Below are 22638 nucleotides of genomic sequence, written 5' to 3'. Positions count from 1 at the left end.
CGCCGAAATGCCCGGCGCTCGCCGGACCCCGTTCAGGGTAACGGGTCCGCCTCAGACGCCCGAGCCGGCGATCTGCAGGTTGCCCGCGTCGCCGGAGACCTGGATCCACCGGTTCTCCGAGGTCACGGTGCCATTGGCGAGCTGATAGGTGAGCGTGACGACCGCGCGGTTCGGCCCGCTGGGGGTGATCGAGCCGACAGTCACCGACCGCACCGACGACCAGAACGACGAGTACTGCCCGAACCCGCCGGTCTGCGCCTGGTAGCCGGGAGCGAGCTGCGCCCACGCCCCGCCGATGTTGCCGGGCAGCATGCCGTAGTACCCGGCGATGAACTGGTTGATCCGGTCCGGGGTCGGTGGACCGAACGGCGTGGTGGTGATGGTCGTGCTGGTCGGTTTCGAGGTGGTGGGGGTGGGCTTGGCGGACGTGCTGGTCGGGGTCGCACCGGTGCTCGTCGCACCGCCAGGCAGGGCCTCGGGCGGGGCGGACACGGTGATCGTTTCCTGCTCGGGCACGATGACGACCGTGCTCACCTTGCCGTCGACCACGGTGGTGACGGTGACCGGCGATGCCGGGACCTGCGCCTGCTGATCGGAGTCACCGCCCCGGTCACGGGTGACCACCAACACCACCAGCATCACCGTGAAGGCGGCGACGGCCGCGGCCAACAGCAGCACGGCGCGGCTGTTGTTCGCGCGGTCGGTGCGCGACGGCGGGGCGGGGAACGCGGGGTGCAGGCCGGAGCCGTCTGTCGGCCCGGCTGCGGCCTCGGCGCGCAGCTGCGCCTGGGCACCGGCGCGTTCGACACCGTCCGCGGCCGAGGACACGGCGTCGCGCGGCCGAACGAGGCCGGGATCGCCCGCCGCTGCCTGCCGCACCGCGCCTGCCTGCCCGGCCCCGCCTGCCGCCGCTCGATCGCTTGCCCCATCCGCTCGGCCCGCGGCGTTGCCGCCCGCGCCGGACGCCGCACCCCCGCTGACGTCGGACGCATGCGGCACGCCGGTCGAATTTCGGCCAGAGATGGCCGAGCGGGCAGCTTTGGCCTTCGCGAGACCGCTGCCGAACAACGCTGCCGCGCCCGACTTCGCCGGTGCGCCCCCGTTCGCGGGTGCGCCGGCCGACGGAGTCGGCGTCGTGGCCGCCTCGCTCATCGGCAGAATCTTCGTGGCCGAGGCGGGCAGCGCCGGAACACGGCCCGCCGCGACGTCTTCCAGCGCGACCCGGGCCTGCGCCATCGTCGGCCGGTCGTCGGCGGAAGCGGTCAGCAGCCACATCAGGACCGGGGCGAGCGGGCCCGCGTTCTTCGGCTCGGGCACCACACCGCGCGCGACGGCGTGCAGCACAGCCAGGGGGTTGTCGCCCTCACCGAACGGCGGGGCGCCTTCGGAGGCGGCGTACAGCGTCGAGCCGAGAGCGAACACGTCGGCGGCGGGTTTCGGGTTGTCGCCGCGCGCGATCTCGGGCGCCAGATAGGCGGGGGTGCCCGCCAGGAAGCCGGTGGCGGTGACGGTGACGTCGCCGGTCGCGTGCGAGATGCCGAAGTCGGTGAGTTTGACCGTGCCGTCGTCGCCGACGAGCAGGTTGGCCGGTTTCACATCCCGGTGCATGATCCCGGCGTCGTGCGCGGCGGACAGCGCCGCGGCGGCCTGGGCGCCGATCCCCGCCACCTCGATCGGCGGCAACGTCACCCCACCCGCCAGCTTCACCGCGAGGCTCGGCGCGTTCATGTATTCCATGACCAGCCACGGCTGGCCGTCCTCTTCGGCCACATCGAAGACGGTGATGGCGTTGGGATGGTGCAGACGGGCCGCGATCCGGCCCTCCCGCATCGCGCGCAGTTTTCCTTCGAGTGCTTGCGTACCGGTGAGACCGGGTGCGAGCAGCACTTGCTTCACCGCGACGGTGCGCCGCAGCCGGACATCGGTGGCGCGCCACACGACTCCCATCGCGCCCGTGCCGATCGGGTCGGTGAGTCGATAGCGTCCCGCGATCAACCGATCCGATGTCATATCGTGTGCCCCTCCTGCTTACCGCTGAGTCGTCTCGCCCTCCGCGCCACAGCGGGATGAAACTTTCGAAAATCCTACGTGCTGAACTGCTTCGATCCTGTTGCGGGACAGCCCGGTCCATGGACCCAGCGCCGCATCGTGACCAGACTCACATGCGCCGCAACGACAATCGGACCGGTCCGCGGGACCGGTCCGATCTGCCGACGCGTGTATCTCTGTGCCTGCAGTCTCTCAGGCGTTGAAGTATTTCGCCTCCGGATGCAGCAGCACGAACGCGTCCGTCGACTGTTCGGGGTGCAACTGCAGTTCCTCCGACAGCGTCACCCCGACCCGGCCCGCGTCGAGCAGGTCGACCAGCTTGGCACGATCTTCCAGGTCAGGGCAGGCACCGTAGCCGAAGGAGTAGCGAGCGCCCCGGTAGCCGAGCTTGAAGTAGTCCTGGATGTCGGCGGGATCGTCGGCGGCGACGGACTTGCCGTCGACGGTCAGTTCCTCACGCACCCGGCGATGCCAGTACTCGGCCAGCGCCTCGGTGAGCTGCACACCGATGCCGTGTACCTCGAGGTAGTCACGGTAGTTGTCGGCGGCGAACAACGCGTTCGCGAAGTCGGCGATCGGCTGACCCATCGTCACCAGCTGGAACGGCAACACGTCGACCTGTCCGGTCGCACGAGCCTGCTCGCGCGAGCGGATGAAGTCGGCGATGCACAGGAACCTGTCGCGCTGCTGACGCGGAAAGGTGAACCGATACCGTTCCGGCGCATCCGGATTCGGCTCGGTCAGCACGATGACCTCGTCACCCTCCGACACCGCCGGGAAGTACCCGTAGACCAGGGCCGCGTGCTGGAGCACACCCTCGGTGGCGAGCCGGTCGAGCCAGGCGCGCAATCGCGGCCGGCCCTCGGTCTCCACCAGGTCCTCATAGGTCGGCCCGTCCCCGGCACGCTGACCGCGCAGACCCCACTGGCCGAGGAACAGTGCCCGCTCGTCGAGCAGACCCGAATACTCCGCCAGCGGCAGACCCTTGATCACCCGGGTACCCCAGAACGGCGGCGTCGGCACGGGCAGATCCGTGGCCACATCGGAGCGTTCGGGCACCACGATCGGCGCCTCGGCGGCCTTGCGCTCGGCCGCGATCCGCTTGGACCGCTCATGACGCGCCTTGCGCTCGGCGGCCTTCTCCTTGGCGGCGATCGCCGCCGGGCTGTCCGGGTCGAGCCCGCCGCCACGCTTGACGGTCATGATCTCGTCCATCAACCGCAGGCCCTCGAAGGCGTCGCGGGCGTAGTACACGTCGCCGTCGTAGACCGCGGTGAGGTCGTTCTCCACATAGGAACGAGTCAGCGCGGCACCACCGAGCAGCACCGGGAACTGTTCGGCGACACCCTTGGAGTTGAGTTCGCCGAGGTTCTCCTTCATCACCACGGTCGACTTCACCAGCAGCCCGGACATGCCGATCACATCGGCCTTCTTGTCCTGCGCGGCGTCGAGAATGGTCGCGATGGGCTGCTTGATACCGAGGTTCACCACCTCGTAGCCGTTGTTGGACAAGATGATGTCGACCAGGTTCTTGCCGATGTCGTGGACATCGCCCTTCACCGTGGCCAGCACGATCCGGCCCTTACCCGCGTCGTCGGTGGCTTCCATGTGCGGTTCCAGGTGCGCGACAGCGGTTTTCATCACCTCGGCCGACTGCAACACGAACGGCAGCTGCATCTGGCCCGAACCGAACAGTTCACCGACGGTCTTCATGCCCGAGAGCAGGGTCTCGTTGATGATCTGCAGCGGCGGCACGGTCTGCATCGCCTCGTCGAGATCGTCACCGAGACCGTTGCGTTCACCGTCGACGATGCGCCGCTCGAGACGCTCGAACAAGGGCAGCAGCGCCATTTCCTCGGCGCGCGAGGCCTTCGACGAGGCCGTCGAGACACCCTCGAACAACGCCATCAGCTTCTGCAGCGGGTCGTAGTCCTCGGTGCGGCGGTCATAGATCAGATCGAGGGCCACCTGCTGGTGCTCGTCGGGGATCCGGCTCATCGGCAGGATCTTCGACGCGTGCACGATCGCCGAATCCAGTCCCGCTTCGACACATTCGTGCATGAACACCGAGTTCAGCACCTGCCGGGCGGCCGGGTTCAGACCGAAGGAGATATTCGACAGACCCAGGGTGGTCTGCACCTGCGGGCGGCGGCGCTTGAGCTCGCGGATGGCCTTGATCGTCTCCTCGCCGTCCTTGCGCGACTCCTCCTGCCCGGTGCCCAGGGTGAACGTCAGGGTGTCGATGATGATGTCGGACTCGGCCAGGCCCCAGTTGCCGGTGATGTCGTCGATGAGCCGCTCGGCGATCGCGACCTTGTGATCGGCCGTGCGAGCCTGACCCTCTTCGTCGATGGTCAGCGCGACGACGGCGGCACCGTGCTCGGAGACCAGCCGCATGATCTGCTGGAACCGCGAATCCGGGCCCGCGCCGTCCTCGTAGTTCACCGAGTTCACCGCACACCGGCCACCCAGGTGCTGCAGACCCGCCTGCAACACCGGCACCTCGGTGGAGTCGAGCATGATCGGCAGCGTCGAGGCGGTGGCCAGCCGTGAGGCCAGCTCGTTCATGTCGTCGGCACCGTCGCGGCCCACGTAGTCGACGCAGAGGTCGAGCATGTGCGCGCCGTCGCGGGTCTGGTCCTTGGCGATCTCGAGGCACCGCTGCCAGTCGGCGGCCAGCATCGCGTCACGGAAAGCCTTGGAGCCGTTGGCATTGGTGCGCTCGCCGATCATCATGATCGACGCGTCCTGCTCGAACGGCACCGCAGTGTACATGCTCGAGACGGCAGGCTCGTGCTCGGGGTGGCGCCGATCCTCGATCGCGGGCAGCGTCTTCTCGACCTCGCGCACCGCCTCGGCGACCTGGCGAATGTGCTCCGGGGTGGTACCACAGCAGCCACCGACCAGCGAGAGCCCGAACTCGGACACGAACCCGCTCATCGCGACGGCGAGCTCTTCGGGGGTGAGCGGGTACTCGGCGCCGTTGGCACCGAGCACGGGCAGACCGGCGTTCGGCATCACCGACACCGGGATGGTGGCGTGGCGCGACAGGTGCCGCAGGTGCTCACTCATCTCCGCGGGGCCGGTCGCGCAGTTCAGCCCGATCATGTCGATACCGAGCGGTTCCAGCGCGGTGAGCGCCGCGCCGATCTCACTGCCGACCAGCATGGTGCCGGTGGTCTCCACGGTGACGTGGGTGATGATCGGGATCCGGCGGCCCGCCGCGATCATCGCCCGGCGGCTGCCGGTGATCGCCGCCTTGACCTGGAGCAGGTCCTGGCAGGTCTCGATGAGGATGGCGTCGGCACCGCCGTCGAGCATGCCGAGCGCGGCTTCGGTGTAGGCGTCGCGCAGCGAGACGAACGGCGCGTGGCCCAGGGTCGGCAGCTTCGTGCCGGGGCCCATCGAGCCGAGGACATAGCGCGGGGTGCCGTCGGCGGACGGACCCATCTCGTCGGCGACATCGCGGGCGATGCGGGTGCCACGCTCGGACAGATCGCGGATCCGGTCCTGGATGTCGTAGTCGGCGAGGTTGGGCAGGTTGCAGCCGAAGGTGTTGGTCTCCACCGCATCCGCGCCCGCGGCGAAGTAGGCGCGGTGAATCTCGGCGAGCACATCCGGGCGGGTGTCGTTGAGGATCTCGTTGCATCCCTCGAGGCCGCGGAAGTCGTCGAGCGACAGATCCGCGGCCTGCAACATCGTGCCCATCGCGCCGTCGCCGATGACGACACGCCGCCGCAGCGTGTCGAGGAGCGTGGTATCGAACCCGGTGGGCAAGGACGCAGACATGATTCAAGACTAGAGGGCACCCCCGACGAACGAGACCACTGTGGGTGAATCGAGTGGCCTGCGCCACTGTTCCCGGTGGAAACACGCAACACCGTCGGTCACCGCAAAACAATTCGCACAAGACACTAGGCTGACCGGGTGGATGCCAGTGAGACCCCCGAGACGGAACTGCCGACGTTGCGCAATCCCGTCATGGTTGCCGCCTTCGAGGGCTGGAACGACGCCGGCGATGCCGCCAGTGGCGCCATCGAACATCTGGAGTTGATCTGGGATGCCGAGCCGCTGGCCGAACTCGATTCCGAGGATTACTACGACTACCAGGTGAACCGGCCGACAGTCCGTCAGGTCGACGGGGTGACCAGGGAGATCCAGTGGCCCTCGACGATGCTGTCGGTGTGTTCCCCGCCCGGTAGCGACCGCGACGTGGTGTTGCTGCGTGGCATCGAACCGAACATGAAATGGCGCAGTTTCTGCGACGACCTGCTCGAGTTCATCGAGCAGCTCGGCGTGGAGACGGTCGTCATCCTCGGCGCGCTGCTGGCCGATACCCCCCACACCCGGCCGGTGCCGGTGACCGGTTCGGCCTACAGCCCCGAGGCCGCCGAGCGATTCAGCCTGGAACAGACCAGGTACGAGGGTCCGACCGGGATCACCGGCGTACTGCAGGACCAGTGCGTGAAGGCCGGGGTGCCCGCGGTGTCGTTCTGGGCCGCCGTCCCGCACTATGTGTCGCAGCCGCCGAACCCGAAGGCGACGATCGCGCTGCTGCACCGGGTCGAAGACGTCCTCGACATCGAGGTTCCGCTCGGTGAGCTGCCGAAACAGGCCGAGGAGTGGGAAGCCGCGGTCAACGAGATGACCCTCGGCGACGAGGAGATCAGCGAGTACGTGCGCTCGCTCGAGGAGCGCGGCGACGCGGCGATCGATCTCAACGAGACCATGTCCAAGATCGACGGCGACGCCATCGCGGCCGAGTTCGAGAAGTACCTGCGCAGACGCGGGCCCGGCAGCTTCGGCCTCTAGTTCTCGTTCACCGGGAGTTCGCCGCACAGGCGCCTCCCGGCCGCCCTCGGCACGCCGCCTAGACTTTTTCGCGTGCCGACCCTGCCGATCGTCGCCCATCTGCGTGGTTTCGACGACCGCATCGCGGTGCTGCACCCGGCGGGGCCCGACTCCACCGGCACCATCACCTCGGTGACCTATGCCCAGCTCGCCGACCGCGTCGCGGAGTTCTCGGCCGGACTGGGACCGGTTCGCCGGCTCGTCGCGCTCACCGCGGGCAACGATCTCGACTCCCTCGTCGCCTACCTCGGCGCACTCGACGCGGGGTGCGCGGTCTTGCTCACCGGCGAGCTCACCGGCGAACTGGCCGCAACCTACGACCCGGACGTGATCATCGACCGGGGCCGGGTCATCGCGAACCGCGCGCGGTCGGCGCACCGGCTGCACCCGGAGCTGGCGCTGTTGCTCAGCACCTCCGGGTCGACAGGGTCGCCGAAGCTGGTGCGGCTGTCGGCGCGCAATCTCAGCGCCAACGCCGAATCCATCGCCGAGTACCTCGGCATCGGCCCGGACGACCGCGCGGCGACCACCCTGCCGCTGTTCTACTGCTACGGCCTGTCGGTGGTCCACAGTCATCTGTTGCGCGGCGCGAGCCTGCTGCTCACCGAGCGCTCGGTGCTCGAGCCCGAGTTCTGGGACGAGTTCCGCGCGCACCGGGCCACCTCGTTCGCCGCGGTGCCCTACACCGTCGATCTCCTCGACCGGATCGGCTTCGCGCGGATGTCACTGCCTGATCTGCGATACGTGACCCAGGCGGGCGGCAGGCTCGACCCGGCCAGGGTCCGGACCTACGCGCGGCTCGGCGCGGGCGCGGGCTGGCGGTTCTTCGTGATGTACGGCCAGACGGAGGCCACCGCCCGAATGGCGTATCTCCCACCGGAATCGGCCGACGAGCACCCCGATTGCATCGGAATCCCCGTCCCGGGCGGCCATTTCACCTTGGCACCGGTCGACGACGGCGCCGCGGAGGAACTCGTCTACCACGGCCCGAACGTGATGCTCGGCTACGCCCGCTGCTCGGCCGACCTGGCCCTGGGCCGCACGGTCGACGCCCTGCGTACCGGCGATCTGGCCCGGCGCACCCCCGACGGGCTGTACCAGGTCGTCGGCAGGCGCAGCCGCTTCGCCAAGTTGTTCGGTCTGCGCATCGATCTGGGCCGCGTCGAATCGGAGCTGGCCGCAGCCGGTTTCGCCGCCGCCTGCACCGACGACGGCAGCCGGGTGATCGCGGCGATACTCCCCCGCCCGGCAGCGTCGGCGACCTCGCGCCGAGCGCACGGGGCGGCGGCCGCGCGACTGATCGCCCAGGTGACGGGGCTGCCCGCCACCGCGATCAGCGTGGCCGTCGTCGACGAACTGCCTCGGCTGGCCACCGGAAAAATCGACTATCCGGCAGTGCGCGCGCTCGCGATCACACCGGCGAGCCCGGGTGACGATGTCGGCGCGATCTACGCCGACGCCCTCGGCCTGCCGATCGAGACGATCTCGCCCGCACACAGTTTCGCGGACCTGGGTGGCAGTTCGCTGAGTTACGTCACCGTGGCGGCACGCCTCGAGCGGGTGCTCGGCACCCTGCCCACCGACTGGCCACAACGTTCGATCGCCGACCTGGGGCGATCTCCCCGTACCCGCGCCCGCTTCGGCCGGGCCCTCGACTCCTCGACGGCTCTGCGCGCGATCGGGATCGTGCTGATCCTCGGCTCGCACATCCAGCTGTTCGAACTCTGGGGCGCCGCGCACGTGCTGCTGGCCGTGGCGGGCTACAACTTCGCCCGGTTCGCGGTGAGTTCGGCCCCGCGCGCCCGGCGACTGCGACTCACCGGGCGGGCCGTGGCGATGATCGCGGTGCCGACCGCGCTCTGGGTCCTGATCACGATGGTCTGGCAACCCGGCTATTACGGCTGGCAGAATGTGTTGCTGCTCAACAAGATCCTCGGACCCCGCAATGACACGGCGGGACACCTGTGGTTCCTGGAAGTGCTCGTGTACTGCACCGTGGCCTGCGCGCTGCTGATCCGGATCCCCCGGATCGACGGCTGGGAGCGGCGGGCACCGTTCTGGTTCGCCCTCGGCCTGCTCGGCCTCACCCTGGTCTTGCGCTGGCATTCGTTCGGGCTCTATCCCGCACGCGATATCGCGTTGTCACCGCTGGCCTGTTGGTACTTCGTTCTCGGCTGGGCCGGAGCGAAGGCGACGGCGGTCTGGCAGCGGCTGATCGTCAGCGCCGTGCTGCTGGCTTGTGTGCCCGGATATTTCGGCGTCACCGAGCGGGAACGCCTTGTCATGGCGGGCATTCTGATCTTGATCTGGCTGCCCGCGCTGCGCGTGCCCGCCGTCGTCGCCGTGGTGGCGGTGGCGGTGGCCGACAGCTCGTTGTTCGCGTATCTGCTGCACTGGCAGGTGTACCCGGCGTTCGGCGACCAGCGATTGCTCGCACTGGTGGCCTGCCTGGCCGCCGGCGCGGCCGCTACCGAGATGGTGGATCGGTGCAGGCATCGGATCCCATGGCTAACGCTCCAGGGTCAGCACTTGAGCGGCCGCCTCGTGCGCCAGCTTCGCGATCAGCAGGTCACGCGGAATCGTCTGACCGGCAAGGTGATCGAGTGACGGCACCACCACGTGGTGAGCATCGGCCCGCTTCAATTCCTGGGTGAGTTCGGCGAACGCCGCACCGTCACCCGCGGGTGCTTCGTGGAACGTCGCGGCGAAACACATGCCCGCGGTCCGCGCGAGGCTGCGTAGCGCATCCTCCAATTGGTCGCTCTGACCATCAGCCAGATCGTCCCGCAAGTATCCATAGATCAACGCTTCCACCCGAACCTCCGTTGGATTGGGATCGCTGTTCTGTTGTCGGACCTGTCGTGTACCGATCCCCCCGCGTCGCGCGGCACGCCACGCGGGGGTACTTCGTTGCCCTGCAAGCTCTCCTGCAAAGCCGGCATCCGGTTGTCGAGCCGAGTACCTGCTTACATCATGAACAATCATGGCCCCCGGCAGCAGATGTCAATCCGATGACATCTACATGCCCTATCCGGGACGCCGAACGTTAACTGGTGGAATACTACCGCCGTGACCGCAACTGATGATCGACCCGTCTGGGCTGTTCGGATGCGCTCGGAACGTGACGCGAGGGGGTGGTCGCAAGCCGATGCCGTTCGCGCTATGCGTGCCAAGTCCTCCCACAACCTGCCGACGGACAGTACCCTGCTGCGCAACTGGCGCCGCTGGGAATCCGGGGAATCGCGACCTGACGAGTTCTACGCGCCGATCATCGCGGCCGCGTTCGACACCGTCCCCGCCGCGTTCTTCCCGAAGTCCCGTCCCAACCGGGATGACGAGCTGTTATCGGCAACCGGTATGGACACTCTGGAGTTCATCGGACGACTCAGAATGTCCGACGTCAACAGCGCCACCCTGGACGCGGTGCGGATCACCGCCGAAAGGCTGTGCTGCGAATACGCCTACGCCGACCCCTACGCACTGCACACCGAGGGGACCGCGTGGCTGCGCCGGATCACCTCCCTGCTCGACGGCAGACTGACGCTGAGCCAGCATCGCGAAATCCTCGTCCTGGCAGGCTGGGTCGCGTTGCTGGTCGGTTGCGTCGACTACGATCTGGGCCGCCGGGGTGGCGCCGAGGCCACCCGCCGAGCCGCCGATTCGCTGGGCCGCGAGGCGGGCAATGCCGAGATCGTCGGGTGGGCCGCGGAGATGTCGGCGTGGTTCGCGTTGACCCAGGGCAACTTCCGTGGCGCGATCGATGTCTCGGAGAAGGCGATGGCGGGTACCACGTCGTCGAGCGTGGGGGTGCAGTTGGCGGCGCAGCGCGCCAAGGGCTGGGCCCGGCTCGGTGATCGCCGCAATGTGCAGACCGCCCTCGACGAGGGCAGGGCGATCCTGTCGCGGATGGGTCATCCGGCCGATCTGGACAACCACTTCGTCGTCGACGCCACGAAGTTCGACTTCTACGCGATGGACTGCTGCCGGGTGGCGGGCCAGGATCGACTGGCCGAGCGCTACGCCCAGCAGGTGATCAGCGATTCGACCCGACCGGACGGTTCGGTCCGCAATCCCATGCGGGTCTCGGAGGCGCGGCTCACCCTGGCCGTCGTGGCCGTGCGCGATCGCGATCTCGAGCGCGCGGTCGAGGAGGGTGTCGCGGCGTTCTCCGCGGGGCGCAAGTCGCTGCCGTCGCTGGCGTGGATCGCGGGCGAGGCGGCCAGGGAGATCATCGAACGGTACCCAGGAGATCACCGCACCCAAACGTTCCTCGAGCAGCTGCGATCGCTCAATGTCGGGTGAGCTCGCGCGGCGATGCCACGCCGATCGGGGACGGGTCCGGCGGAGCACGGGAAGGCCACCACTAACCTGTCTACGGTGACCGACTCCGCCGACGGCCTGCCCAGCGCCGTACCCGCCCTGTGGGACGAGCGTCTGCGGTTGTTCTCGTTCGCGACCGCCGAGAAGCGCGCCGACTACCTGCGGGTGCTGCGCGCCTTCGACAGCGCTCGTGCCGCCTACGTGGTGTTGTTGCACGCCGACGACGTCGCCGAGTGGATAGCGAGAGCCGAGGCGGGCGGTCGAGCCGAGGCGGCCGCGGGCGTCCCACTGCCCGCGGTCGAGATCGGTCCCCTGCTCGAGCAGCTGCACCGCTGGGGTGTGCTCGAACGCAGCTACGACGGCACCCGTGCGGCCACCCTGGCCGAGTACCGCAACCGGCACTACGTCTACCAGTTCGCGCAGGCCGGGTTCCAGGCCTACCGGGCGGTGGCCGGGGTGCTCGCGGCCCGGATGGAGGACGCGTCGCTGTCGCGGCTGGTGCTGCCCGAGCTGCTCGCCGACCTGCGCACCCTCTCCGCCGCCAACCGCGACGGCGACGCCGAGCGGGTCTACACCACCTTGCGCAGGCTCGACGCCGCGCTCACCGACATGGCCGCGCGCGCCGCGCACTTCTACCTGTCACTGGGCGACCTGGTGCGCACCACCGAGATCACGCCGGAATCCTTCCTCGCGCACAAGGACGCGCTGCTGGCACATATGCGGGAGTTCAGCATGGATCTGGCCCGGTTCGCCCCGCGGCTGGCTGCCGCGATCGGCGAAGTCGAGGAGACCGGCGTCGAGCAGTTGATCGGCCGCGCGGCCGGGTGCGACGAGCGGGTGCTGTTGAGTATCGACGAGCGCGAAGCGGATTGGCGTTCCCGCTGGGACGGGCTGCGCACCTGGTTCGTCGCCGCGGGCACCGAGTCGTCGGACACCTGCGAGGCCGATCGGCTCCGCGAGGCGACGATGAGCGCGATCGCGGCGGTGCTGTCGCTGCTGCGCCGGGTCACCGAGACCCGCCGAGGTGGCGTCAGCCGGGAATCGGCGTTGCGTCACCTGGCCGAATGGTTCGTCGCCACCCCCAGCGCGGGCAGTGCGCACGCGCTCTACGACGCGGTGTTCGGGCTCGGCAAGCCGCGCCACCTGTCGCTCGAGCATCCCGATGCGGAACTGATCCCCACCAGCCGATCCTGGTGGGAAGCGCCGCCTTTGGAGATCTCCCGCACGCTCGCCGAAACCGGTCGCGCACCCACGGCGGGCGCCCCGGCCCGGATCGCGCGCAACGACGCGGGCGTGCGGCGGCTGCGGGAGGCCCAACTGGCGGCACAGCGTGAACGCGCCGCGGCCGCCGCCTCGCTGTCCCAGGGCAATGTGCACGACCGAGTGCTGGATCAGCGTGAGACCGAGGTGCTGTTGCGCCTGATCGACGCCGCCTCGACCGCCTGGGTTCCGGTGAGCGGAAAGGTCGACGGCACAACAGGTTCCGACAACGGCGTCACATTGACAGTGCGCCCCTGCGACGGGTCGACGGTCATCCGGACCGCGGCGGGGCTGCTCCATCTGAACAATCGTCGCCTCGAAGTACGCGAGTCGAGCCGCCGCGGGGTCGCGCGATGACACTGCGCATCGACTCGCCCGATCTCGGCGACCATCGCTCGGTGCGACTCCGGACGGCGCGACCGACGTCGGCACGAGGGGCAAGACTGTGAAGCGACAACGGATCGATGCGCTCGCGCTCGACAGTTATCAGCGGGCGGCGCGAGTGATGCTCGCCAATCACCTGGTCACCCGGGTGTATCCCGACCGGATCGCGCTGCCGTTGATTCGGCGGTGGGCCACGGAACTGCGCGAGGATCTGGCCGAACTGTTCGGTTACCGCTTGGAGGTCACCGAGACCACGGCCCGGCTCTACCCGGTGCACGATCGGCTCGACGACGCCCGGCCCGCCCGCAGCGTCAACGATCGGGTCTTCGACCGCCGCCGCTACGCCTATCTGTCGCTGGCGCTGGCCGCGCTCGGCCGGGCAGGCGACCAGATCACCCTGTCCGAATTGGCCGAGCACGTCGCCGATTACGCGAGCCGGATCGCGGGCCTCGACCTGTCGACCGAGCGAGCCGCCGATCGCGACGCCTTCGTCGATGCCGTCGGCTGGCTGGGCGCGCGGGGTGCGCTGACGTTGGCCGACGGCGACGCGGGCGGTTGGGCCAGTGATCCCGAGGCGGGCGAGGCACTCTACGACATCGACCGGCCGGTGGTGTTCGCGCTGTTCCGGCCCTCACGGGCACTGCAGCATCTGCACAGCGTGCGCGGGTTGCTGGCCGAGGACACCGACCAGGCAGATCAGGCTCGCCGGGTTCGCCGGGCGCTGGTCGAGCGCCCCGTCGTGTATCTCGACGAACTGTCGGCAGCCGAGAGTGCGCTGCTCGGCCAGGACCGGCTGGTCGGCGAGGTCGAATCCTGCACCGGCTTGCGGGCCGAACGCCGGGCCGAAGGTGTGGCGCTGATCGACAGCTCGGGGCGACTGTCCGACACCCGCTTCCCCGGCACCGGAACCCTGGCGCAGGTGGCGCTGTTGCTGATCGGCGAGATCGCCGACACGGTCCTCGACATCGACAACCCGATCCCCCGGCGCCCCGGCGCGCTCACCCCCGATGACACCCTGCTCGAGCACCTCGATGCGTCCATCCCCACTGCGGGCGTGTTCGCCCCGCTCGCCGAGGACCTCGAAACCAGCACGCAGGCCCCGGATTTCACCGACGACATCGACGACCTCGAACCCGTCACCTATCCGTTCCTCGACGACGCCTGGGTGCGCACGACCGTCACCGCGCTCACCGACCGCTACGGCGCGACCTTCGCCGCCCAGTGGCAGGCCGATGTCGGCGGGCTCACCACCGAGGTCCTCGCGCTGCTCACCAAGCTGCGGCTGATCCGGCCGGTCGAGGACGGGCTGCTGGTATTGCCCGCGCTGGCCAGATATCGCGGCGCGGTGGTCACCGTGCGCGTGCGCAAGGCCGAGGAATTGTTCGTCACCGCCGCCGATACCGACGGCAGCACCGGAGAGGGAGGGGTCTGAGCATGTCACTCATCCACGGCGGAGTGCGGTTCGTCCCGACCCGTGCCGGCATCGTCAACCTGTGGGACTACCGCGACCAGGAATTCAGTTTCGCCGACGGGCGCCTGGTGCTGCGCGGGCCCAACGGCTCCGGCAAGACCAAGGCCCTGGAAGTGTTGTTCCCGTTCGTGCTGGACGGGCGGATCGAACCGCGCAGGCTGAACCCGTTCGCCGGTGAAGAACGCACCATGAAGTCGAATCTGCTCTATCGCAAGCAGGAATCGGCCTACTCGTATGTGTGGATGGAGTTCGCGCGCGGCAGCTGGGACGACCCGGAGACTGTCACCGTCGGCATCGGCATGCGCGCCACCCGCTCCTCGGACAAGGTGACCCGCTGGTACTTCGTCGCCGACGGCCGCGCCGGAGTCGACTTCTCGCTCATCGGTCCCGACGACCGCCCGCTCACCCGCAAGCAGCTGGCCGAGCAGATCGGCAGCGACGCGATCGTGGACCGGCCCGTGGAGTACCGGGCGGCGATCGACGCGCGCATGTTCGGGCTCGGCGTGCAGCGCTACGACCAGCTGATCAATCTGATCCTCACCCTGCGCAGGCCCCAGCTCGCCAAGAATCTCGACCCACGCGGCCTCTCCCAGGCACTCACCGACGGTCTTCGGCCCCTCGACGAGCAGTTGATCCTCGACGCCGCACGCTCGTTCAGCGATATGGAGGAGGTCGGCCGCACCCTCGACGGGCTCGTCCAAGCCGACACCGCCACTCGCCGATTCGTCGACGTGTACCGCAAATACCTTGCGGTACAGGCGAAAACGGACGTCGACCAGCTCCGCACCCGCCTCGATGCCGTGACCAACGCCTCCACCGCGCTCTTCGCCGCGACCGCCCTGCGCACCCGCCGCGACACCGACCGCACCGAAGCCGAGACCAGGGCCGAGAACGCCGACCAGGCCTACGAGCAGGCCATCGCCGACCGCGAGAATCTCCAGCGCTCCAGCGCGTACGAGGGCAAACAGCAACTCGACGACCTGGCCGACGCCGTCCGCCGCCTCGAGACCTCCGCCGCGGCCCACCGCGACAAGGCCGCCGAAGCAGCGCACACGCTGCAACGCCGCGCCGAGGAAGCCTCTCGCGCCACCGAAGCGGTCCGCACAGCGGCCGCCGCCCTCGTCCGCGGCGAAGACGCGGTCCGCGCCGCCGCCGAAGAGGCGGGCATCGAATGGACCCCGCCGAGCGCCGAGGGCCGCGGCGACCAGTTCACCGCGGCGGTGCGTGGGCACGCGGAGGAACGTGACGCCGACGTGCGTGCGGTGCGACAAGCAGTGGGCAAGTGGGAAACCGCCGCCGCCGACCGCACCCGCTCCGAGCGCCTGGCCGAACGCGCCGTCGAATTGCGCGACTCGGCCGCCGCCGAAGTCGCCCACGCCGAAGCCGCGGTCGCCTTGGCCCGCAGCGAATCCGCCGCTGCCCTGCGCACCTGGTGGAACGCGCACAGCGAGATCTTCGGGGCCGTGGCCGAACCGGGGGCGCACGACGGCCGCTCGGATGCGCATCCCGACGGACAGGACGGTAAGGGTGAACGTCGCCGAAAGGTGGCGTCCGATACCGCCGTCGGCTTGTTCGCCGCGCTCGACGCTGCCATGGCCGGTGCGGGCGTAGAGGACATTCCCGCCGCCTCCGAGGTCTTGGCCGAGTGGTGCGAGCCGCTGCGGGAGCAGATCCGCACCCGCCGCGAGCAGGCGCGCTCCCGTGCCACCGCCGCCGCCGTGCGCCGCGATGCCCTGGTCGCCGAACGCACACAGATCGCCGCCCAGCGTGACGACGCTCCCCCGGCCCATCCCGCCAGAACCGGTGTCCGCGAAGGATTTCCGGGTGGGCCGCTCTGGCAGCTGGTGCGGTTCGCCGACTCGGTGTCCCCACGGGACGCGGCCGGTATCGAGGCGGCACTGCAGTCCAGTGGTCTCCTCGACAGCTGGATCTGCGGCCCGGGTCTGCCCGCCGGCATCGACTCCGATCACTTCCTGCTCCCCCTGCCGGTCGATCAGCGCCCGTCCGGCCGTACTCTCGCCGATGTCCTTGTCGTCGAAGACGATTCGCCCGATCTCACCGTGCCTACCGAGACCGTTACCGCGGTGCTGGCCTCCATCGCCCTCCACGACACGTCCGCACAGCCGGGTACGACGACCGATGACACGCCGGACGCAGAACGATCCGTGTCCGGCGATGCCACCCGGGAGGTCACCGGCGCCACCCTCACCGTGCTGACCACCGCCGCCGCGCCGCAGGTCGTGGTCGGGCTCGCCGGAACTTTCCGGCAGGGCGTTCTCGTCGGCCACCACCACAAGCCCGAAGCCGAGTTCATCGGGACCACCGCGCGAGCGCGCAGGCGTGAGACGAGGCTCGCCGAAATCGAGGCGGCGATCGAGGCCGCCGCTGCCGAGCACCAGGCGGCGAGAGACGAAGACAGTTCCGCCACTGCCGAATTGGCCGCGCTGTCGGCCGGCGCCAAGGCACTGCCCCGCCCGTCGGCGGTGACCTCTGCCCTGCGTGCCGTGTCCGAGGCCGCCGGCCTGATGCGGTCGAGGGTGGAGGCCGCTACCCAGTCCGAGCGCGAACTCGACCAGGCCGTCGCCGAAGTCGCGGCCCTGGACAAGAAGGTGCGCGCCGCCGCCCAGGCGCACCGAACCCCTCGCGAGGCACGCGAACTCGACGCGCTGGCCGCCGCGATCCGCCATTTCGAGAACACCGGTACGGGACTGCTCCGCCTGCGCGCCGAACACGAACGCGAACGCGAACGCGAACGCGAGGGCACCGACCGGCACGACGAAGCACGCGCACTGGCCGAGGCGTTCGCCGAAGAGGCCGAGGCCGCCCGACTGGGCTACACCGAGCAGCAGCGCAAACTCGAAACGCTGCGCGAAGCGCTGGGCGCCAGTGCCGCCGACATCGACCGCGATCTCGACCTGGCTCGCGGTGCCATCGAGGCGGCCAAGGCCGAGCAGCGGGCCGCGCGCAAGGCCGCCAATGCCGCCATCGAAGCGGTCGGCGATGCCGAGGCTGCCTATCGCACCGCCAACGAAGCGCTCGCCACCGCACTCACCGAAGTGCTCGCCGAGGTGCGTTCACTGGCCCCGTACGCCCGACCGGACCTGTTGAGCCTGCTCGGCGCCTCGGTCGAACACCGCTGGCCCAGTAGCGATGCCGCGTGGTCCACGCCGGAGCAACTGCAGTACCGCATCGTCGCCGCGGGGCCGGAAACCGATCCGGTGGTGCTGCCCGACGAGGTGGCGGCCCTGTTCGCCGACCTCGACACCGCCACCAGCCAGGTCCGCGCCACCGAGGCGGGCCGCAAGTCCACCCGGTCCGCGGTCACCACCGCACTCCAGGAATTCGACGCCGCGCTCACCGCCTCCGGCCGCGACTACCGGCTGAACTGGGACGCCGCCGACGGACTCACCGTCGTCGCCGTCCACGACGAGAACGGCCAGGCCGCCCTCGCCGACTTCGCCGCCCGCATCGACGCCGCCCGCCGCGACCAGGAACTGCTGCTCACCGACGCCGAGCGACGCATCCTCGAGGACGCGCTGCTCACCGGTCTGGCCCAGCAGATCCACGAACGCACCACCGACGCTCGCGAACTCATCTCCCGCATGGGTGCGGAGATGAAGCAGCGGCGGATGTCGTCGGGCAACACCATCGGTGTGCACTGGATCCTCGCCGACGGGTTGTCGGAGTCCGCGCGCTCCATGTGCAAACTCCTCGACCGCGACACCACCGCCCTGAGCCCGGAAGACCTCGGCTCGGTGCGCGCCCACTTCGCCGCCGAGATCCGCGCCGCCCGCACCGCGCACCCGGAGCGTTCGTACCCCGAGATCCTCGCCGCGACTCTCGATTACCGGACTTGGCGAGTCTTCTCCTTCACGCTGATCTCCGGCGACGGCACCGAGGACAAACTCACCGTCGCCCGCCACAGCGCCCTCTCCGGCGGCGAACAGTCCGTCTCGCTGCACCTGCCCCTGTTCGCCGCCGCCCACGTGATGCTCGACTCCGCCGACCCGCAGGCCCCTCGCCTACTGGCACTCGACGAAGCCTTCGCCGGCGTCGACGACAACGGTCGCAGCGAATTGCTCGGCCTCAGTGTGCAATTCGACCTGGACCTGTTCATGACCGGCTACGACCTGTGGATCACCTACGCCCACGTTCCCGGCTGCGCGCACTACGACCTGGCCCACTCCACCGCCGAGAACACCGTCAGCGCGACCCTTCTCGTGTGGGACAGCGGTGAGCTTCTCGCCGAACACGACGGCGGCGACCTCACCACGGCGCTGGGCTCCCCCAACCGCCGCCGCGTGCCCAACACCATCGAGGGCGGATTGACATTGGAGGGCATGCCCGGCGAACCGGCATCGGTCGGCTGAGCTGCCGACCGCCGGCGCCCTGCTCACCGGCTGTCCGGCTCGCGGCCCATCACCTCGAACGAGGAGTCATAGCGGGCGACGATGGCGGCGGCGCGCTCGCGCAGGGCTGTGCGCAGCCACTGCGGGTCCAGCACTCGCGCGCTCGTGGCGAGCTGCCACATTGCCCATTCGGCGTGTCTGCGGTCCTGGAAGGTGACCTCGAGCCGCAGTCGGCCGTCGTCGTCCGCTTCCTCGCTGTGGACAGCCAGCGCGGTGCCGAGCAACTCCTCCCGTCGTGCCGGGTCGAGCAGAACCCGCACGGTGACCAGGTCGCCGCCGGCGCGAAACCGGGCGCTGCGGTCCCGCCAGGCCTGGTCCAGGTCGACCCGATCCGGTCGCTGGGCAGGTTCGGGGAGCTCCTCGGCGGCCGTCACCCGCGACAGCCGGTAGGTGCGGTCGGCGCCGGATCTCGTGGCGAGCAAGTAGCCCTGGCCTCGGACGGTCACCAGGCCGATCGGGTCCACCGTGCGCCATTCGGGGCTCTGGTCGACGGCCGCGTAGTGGATGCGCAGCTTGTGTCCGGCCAGCACCGCGCGCCGGACCTCGGTCACGATCGTGTCGGACAATTCCTCGGCGTCGAGCCGACGCGACAGCAGATCGGTCTCGGGATCGATGAGCAACCGCTCGGCCGCGTCGCTCGCGGTCTCCCGATAGCTTTCCGGCAGCGCGTCGACCACCTTGAGCATGGCCGACGCGAGCGCCGAGCCGAGCCCGAATGCCTGTGCGCCACGCCGTGATCCGGCGATCAGCAGGGCGAGCGCCTCCTCGTGGTTCAGCCCGGTCAGCTCGGTCCGGAACCCGGGCAGCAACGCGAACCCGCCATGCCTGCCACGTTGGGCATAGACCGGAACGCCCGCCGTGGACAGCGCCTCGATGTCGCGCAGCACGGTCCGGGTGGACACCTCCAACTCGCGCGCGAGCGTCTCGGCCGACAACTGCCCGTGCCGCCGCAACAGCAGCACCAGGGAGACCAGCCGGTCAGCTCGCATACGAAAAACTATGCCAGGAATACACGACACAGGATGTCGTGTATTCCTGGCAGGTTCATCGCCATGACAAACATCGACCACGCGCGCCACACCATCGTCAACCCTGACGGCCTGCACGACCCGACCCCCTTCGGCTACAGCCACACCGCGGTCATCCCCGCGGGCACCGAATTGGTTCTCGTCTCAGGACAGTACGGATCCCGACCCGACGGCGCGGTCGTCTCCCCCGACTTCACCGAACAGGTCGACCGAACCTTCCGCAACATCGCTACCGCCCTGGCCGCCCACGGCCTCGACCTCCGCCACGTCGTCCAGCTCCGCACCTACGTCGTCGATCACGACGTCAGCAAACTCGGCCCCATCGCCGGTGCCGTACAGGCGAACTGGGGCGCGACCCCACCCACCCAAACCCTCATCGGCGTCGCGAGCCTGGCCACCCCCGACGTCCTGTTCGAGGTCGAAGCCGTCGCCGCCCGCCCCTGAGTGTCCGCCCACCTGCATCAGGCAATCGGACCGGATGCAGGTGGGTCCGGATCTGGGGTCGCTTTCCTGACCTGGTAGATCGGCGACAGCCGCCACCGCGCCGGTGACGATCCGAGATGCTCGAACGAGCACGGCCGGTCGCTCAATCACCCACGGCGGCGTGCAGGCGACGCGTGAGGGAACGCAATGCCGCCGTCAGCTCTGGTGAAGCGTGGACGCGGAACGGCACTCCCAGCGACGTCAGTTGTGCGGCGAGCCAGGTGGGGTCGTCGTCTCGGGTGCCGGTGAGGCGGCAGGTGGTGTCGCCGTCAGAGCGCAGGGTGTTCGGTTGCTCGCCGAGGCGGCCCGCGATCCGGCCGGGTGCTGCGTCGATGGTGACGTCGACGTGGTATTCGGGTGTGGCCCAGTCGGTTCGGCGGCCTGCGACGTAGTCGGCTGGGTCGGCGGCGGGGAGGTCGCGTGCAGTGATGCGGGCGCCGGTGGGGTGGGGGGTTTCGATGCGGTCGGCGCGGAAGCTGCGCCAGGCGTCGCGGTCGAGGTCGTAGGCGACGAGGTACCAGCGGCGGCCTGCGGCGGCGACGCCCGCGGGTTCGGCGTGGCGGCGGGATTCGGTGCCGGTGGCGTCGCGGTAGGTGAAGCGGAGGCGTTCTCGGTTGGTGACGGCGGCGGCGAGGGTGGTGAGGACCTCCGGGTCGACAGTGGGGCCCTCGCCCGCTCGGACCGTGACCGCCGCGCCGACCACGCGCACTCGTCTGCGCAGTGTCGCGGGCAGGACTTGTTCGAGTTTGGTCAGGGCTCGCACCGATGCGTCCTCGATGCCCGCGACCGCCTGTCCCGCGGCGACTCTCAGCCCTACCGCGACGGCGACGGCCTCGTCCGCGTCGAGGATCAGCGGCGGGAGCGCCGATCCCGCGGTGAGCCGGTAGCCGCCTGCCGCACCCATCGCGGCGACTACCGGATAGCCCAGATCACGCAGGCGGTCGATGTCGCGTCGCACAGTCCGATCGGTGACGCCGAGCCGGTCGGCCAGTTCACTGCCCGGCCACTCCCGTGGCATCTGCAACAGGGAGAGCAGTCGGAGCAGGCGGGCGGCGGTGTCGGTCATGTTTTCCATTCTTCCGCACATCTAGGACCAGAACTGTCCTAGATGGTCGATAGCGTCGACATCACACCGACGACGAGGAGTCCCGATGACCACCATCCGCCCGTTCCGCATCGACATCCCCCAGGCCGACATCGACGATCTGCACGACCGGCTGAGCAGGGCGCGCTGGGCGGCTCCGCTGCCGGGCGAGGGCTGGGAACGCGGCATCCCCACCGAGTACCTGCGCGAGCTCGCCACCTACTGGGCGAACGAATTCGATTGGCGGGCACAAGAAGCCGCGCTGAACGCGTTTCCCCAGTTCATCACCGAGATCGACGGCCTCGACGTCCATTTCGTGCACGTGCGCTCCCCCGAGCCCGACGCGGTGCCGCTGCTGCTGACCCACGGCTGGCCCAACTCGTTCGTCGAGTTCACCCGCACCATCGGCCCGCTCACCGATCCGCGCGCTCACGGCCTCGATCCCGCACTCGCCTTCGACGTGGTGATTCCGTCCGTCCCCGGCTTCGCCTTCTCGGCGGCACCGCGCGAATCCGGCATGACCACCGCGCGGGTCGCCGCGATGTGGGCCACTCTGATGGACCGCCTCGGCTATGACCGCTACGGCACGCAGGGCGGTGACCTCGGCGCCTACATCGCGCCGGAAATGGCGCTGGCCGCCCCGGAACATGTGATCGGCGTGCATCTCGACGGCGGAATCGGCATGCCGACCGAGGCCGACGTGCCCGCGATGTCGGCCGAGGATCGCGCGCAGTGGGCGGAGATGCAGCAGTGGATGACCGGCGGCGTCGACCACCACGCCCTGTTGCGGGCGGCCCCGCAAACCTTCGCCCTCGGCTGGAACGATTCGCCGGTCGCACTGCTGGCGTGGATGATGCAGAAGTTCCAGGAGTTCGCCTATATGGCCGACCGCGCCGAAGACGTGATCGAGCGCGACCACCTGCTGACCAATATCGCCCTGTACTGGTTCACCCAGACCACCGGCACCTCGTCGTGGCCGATGTACGACGGGCTGCGCACCGGCGGCGGGTTCGGCTGGCCCACCGACCAGAACCTGGTGCCGACCGGCGTCTACGGTGGCGGTTCACCGCTCATGCGCAAACTCGCCGATCACGGCAACAAGATCACCCATTGGCCGTCGGGAAATCCGGGCAACCATTTCGTCGCGATGGAAGAACCCACGGCGCACGTCGCCGACATCCGGACCTTCTTCGCCGGGCTGCGCTGAGCCCGTCGTGGGGGGGGGCCCCGGCCCCGCCCCCCCCCGGGGGGGGGGGGAAGATGTGAAGAGGACGGGCCCCCCCCGGGGGCCCGCGCCCC

At 69.5% G+C, this 22638-nt stretch carries 13 protein-coding genes; 8 read left to right on the top strand and 5 right to left on the bottom strand.

The window, feature by feature from the left end; all coding sequences use genetic code 11:
• Positions 1 to 51: 51 nt before the first annotated feature.
• Together ACFTS5_RS04665 and metH are read right to left on the bottom strand one after the other, a co-directional pair.
• Positions 52 to 2010 carry a serine/threonine-protein kinase gene (locus ACFTS5_RS04665; protein WP_378627391.1) on the bottom strand — a complete coding sequence of 653 codons (1959 nt, stop codon included), beginning with the start codon at positions 2008 to 2010 and terminating at the stop codon, positions 52 to 54.
• A gap of 231 nt (positions 2011 to 2241) precedes the next feature.
• Entirely contained in the window at positions 2242 to 5838 is a 3597-nt protein-coding gene (gene metH, locus ACFTS5_RS04660; protein ID WP_378627390.1) for a methionine synthase, read from the bottom strand.
• Between the two features lie 192 nt (positions 5839 to 6030).
• On the opposite strand from metH, the gene ACFTS5_RS04655 reads away from it, so the two are divergent.
• Entirely contained in the window at positions 6031 to 6861 is an 831-nt protein-coding gene (locus ACFTS5_RS04655; protein ID WP_235569430.1) for a PAC2 family protein, read from the top strand.
• Positions 6862 to 6933: 72 nt separating this feature from the next.
• Positions 6934 to 9507 carry an AMP-binding protein gene (locus tag ACFTS5_RS04650; RefSeq protein WP_378627387.1) on the top strand — a complete coding sequence of 858 codons (2574 nt, stop codon included), beginning with the start codon at positions 6934 to 6936 and terminating at the stop codon, positions 9505 to 9507.
• On the opposite strand, the gene ACFTS5_RS04645 is transcribed toward ACFTS5_RS04650, so the two are convergent.
• Positions 9409 to 9714 (bottom strand): hypothetical protein, encoded by a 306-nt coding sequence (locus ACFTS5_RS04645; RefSeq protein ID WP_056809962.1) that lies wholly within the window; start codon positions 9712 to 9714, stop codon positions 9409 to 9411. The genes ACFTS5_RS04650 and ACFTS5_RS04645 overlap by 99 nt on opposite strands.
• Before the next feature lie 348 nt (positions 9715 to 10062).
• Between ACFTS5_RS04645 and ACFTS5_RS04640 the strand changes: the two genes are divergently transcribed.
• The 4 genes from ACFTS5_RS04640 to ACFTS5_RS04625 all read left to right on the top strand — a co-directional run bounded on the left by ACFTS5_RS04640 (position 10063) and on the right by ACFTS5_RS04625 (position 18705).
• Complete coding sequence (locus ACFTS5_RS04640) at positions 10063 to 11202, top strand: XRE family transcriptional regulator (RefSeq protein WP_378627384.1); 1140 nt, start codon at positions 10063 to 10065, stop codon at positions 11200 to 11202.
• 132 nt (positions 11203 to 11334) lie between these two features.
• Entirely contained in the window at positions 11335 to 12837 is a 1503-nt protein-coding gene (locus ACFTS5_RS04635; protein ID WP_378628335.1) for a TIGR02677 family protein, read from the top strand.
• A gap of 88 nt (positions 12838 to 12925) precedes the next feature.
• Positions 12926 to 14296: a TIGR02678 family protein gene (locus tag ACFTS5_RS04630; protein ID WP_378627382.1), complete on the top strand. Its 1371-nt coding sequence runs from the start codon at positions 12926 to 12928 to the stop codon at positions 14294 to 14296.
• Between the two features lie 2 nt (positions 14297 to 14298).
• On the top strand, positions 14299 to 18705 hold the full coding sequence (locus ACFTS5_RS04625) for an SbcC/MukB-like Walker B domain-containing protein (protein ID WP_378627380.1): 4407 nt from the start codon (positions 14299 to 14301) through the stop codon (positions 18703 to 18705).
• A 23-nt stretch (positions 18706 to 18728) separates the two neighbouring features.
• Here ACFTS5_RS04625 and ACFTS5_RS04620 read toward each other — a convergent pair whose 3' ends face one another.
• On the bottom strand, positions 18729 to 19733 hold the full coding sequence (locus tag ACFTS5_RS04620) for a helix-turn-helix transcriptional regulator (protein WP_378627378.1): 1005 nt from the start codon (positions 19731 to 19733) through the stop codon (positions 18729 to 18731).
• A gap of 63 nt (positions 19734 to 19796) precedes the next feature.
• Here ACFTS5_RS04620 and ACFTS5_RS04615 point away from each other — a divergent pair, with 63 nt between their 5' ends.
• The gene (locus ACFTS5_RS04615) at positions 19797 to 20216 is read left to right on the top strand and encodes a RidA family protein (RefSeq protein WP_378627376.1); all 420 of its coding nucleotides are present in this window, start codon (positions 19797 to 19799) and stop codon (positions 20214 to 20216) included.
• Positions 20217 to 20358: 142 nt separating this feature from the next.
• Here ACFTS5_RS04615 and ACFTS5_RS04610 read toward each other — a convergent pair whose 3' ends face one another.
• Positions 20359 to 21321, bottom strand: coding sequence for a helix-turn-helix transcriptional regulator (locus ACFTS5_RS04610; RefSeq protein WP_378627373.1), 963 nt, complete (start codon positions 21319 to 21321; stop codon positions 20359 to 20361).
• Positions 21322 to 21406: 85 nt separating this feature from the next.
• Here ACFTS5_RS04610 and ACFTS5_RS04605 point away from each other — a divergent pair, with 85 nt between their 5' ends.
• Positions 21407 to 22546: an epoxide hydrolase family protein gene (locus ACFTS5_RS04605; protein WP_378627372.1), complete on the top strand. Its 1140-nt coding sequence runs from the start codon at positions 21407 to 21409 to the stop codon at positions 22544 to 22546.
• The last annotated feature ends 92 nt before the right edge of the window (positions 22547 to 22638 follow it).

It is taken from the genome of Nocardia sp. NPDC056952 (genome assembly GCF_042674185.1).
Taxonomy (GTDB): domain Bacteria; phylum Actinomycetota; class Actinomycetes; order Mycobacteriales; family Mycobacteriaceae; genus Nocardia.
This window is presented reverse-complemented; position numbering and strand designations above follow the sequence as displayed.